At 43.0% G+C, this 1513-nt stretch carries 1 protein-coding gene; it reads left to right on the forward strand.

The window, feature by feature from the left end:
• The coding region (locus PNO30_RS02895; protein ID WP_271987095.1) for a DUF1542 domain-containing protein at nucleotides 1-1513 on the forward strand (1513 nt) is incomplete at both ends.

Below are 1513 nucleotides of genomic sequence, written 5' to 3' on the forward strand. Positions count from 1 at the left end.
GCCAGCAGCGAAGAAAGCAATAGAAGATGCGCTTAAAGCTAAAAACGACGCAATTGACGCCCGTACAGACTTAACAGATGAAGAGAAAACTGCAGCGAAAGCTGATGCAAAAGCAAAAGCGGATGCAGCGAAGACTGCGATCGATAACGCAACAACAAACGCAGGAGTAGACCAAGCTAAGGTTAATGGAACAACAGAAGTGAACAATGTAAATCCAACGCCAGTGGCAAAACCGGCAGCGAAGAAAGCAGTAGATGACGCGTTAGCTGAGAAGATTAAAGCAATTAACGCAAAGAATGACTTAACAGACGAAGAAAAAGCAAAAGCTAAGCAAGAAGCGCAAAACAAGGCAGATGCAGCGAAAACAGCAATCGATAATGCAACAACAAATGATGCAGTAACTCAAGCTAAAAATGATGGAGCAACATCAGTAGATTCAGTAAATCCAACAGCGCAAGCTAAGCCAGCAGCGAAGAAAGCAATAGATGCCGCACTTAAAGCTAAGAACGCCGCAATAGATGCGAACAATGACTTAACAGACGAAGAAAAAACTGCAGCGAAAGCTGATGCGAAAGCAAAAGCAGGCGCAGCAAAACAAGCAATCGATAACGCAACAACAAATGACGCAGTAACTCAAGCTAAAGCTAACGGAATAACAGAAGTAAACAATGTAAATCCAACGGCAGAAGCAAAACCAGCGGCTAAAAAAGCAATCGATGATGCCCTAAAAGCTAAGAACGATGCGATCGATGCGAACAATGACTTAACAGACGAAGAAAAAACAGCAGCAAAAGCTGATGCAAAAGCAAAAGCAGACGTAGCGAAAACAGCAATCGACAACGCGACAACAAATGCAGCGGTAGAACAAGCTAAGGCTAATGGAACAACAGAAGTGAACAATGTAAATCCAAAACCAGTGGCAAAACCGGCAGCTAAGAAAGCAGTAGAGGACGCGTTAGCTGAGAAGATTAAAGCAATTAACGCAAACAATGACTTAACAGACGAAGAAAAAGCAAAAGCTAAGCAAGAAGCGCAAAACAAGGCAGATGCAGCAAAACAAGCTATCGACAACGCAACAACAAACGCGGGAGTAGAGCAAGCTAAGGCTAATGGAACAACAGAAGTGAACAATGTAAATCCAACACCAGTAGCGAAACCAGCGGCTAAGAAAGCAATAGACGATGCACTTAAAGCTAAGAACGCCGCAATCGATGCGAACAACGACTTAACAGATGAAGAGAAAACTGCAGCGAAAGCTGACGTAAAAGCAAAAGCTGACGCAGCAAAAACAGCAATCGATAACGCGACAACAAATGATGCAGTAACTCAAGCTAAAAATGATGGGGCAACAAGTGTAGACTCAGTAAATCCAACAGCGCAAGCTAAGCCAGCAGCGAAGAAAGCAATAGAAGATGCATTAAAAGCTAAAAACGATGCGATTGACGCGAATAACGACTTAACAGCTGAAGAAAAAGCAAAAGCTAAGGAAGATGCAAAAGCAAAAGCTGACGCA

It is taken from the genome of Gemella haemolysans (assembly GCF_028308085.1).
GTDB classification, from domain to species: Bacteria; Bacillota; Bacilli; order Staphylococcales; family Gemellaceae; genus Gemella; species Gemella haemolysans_D.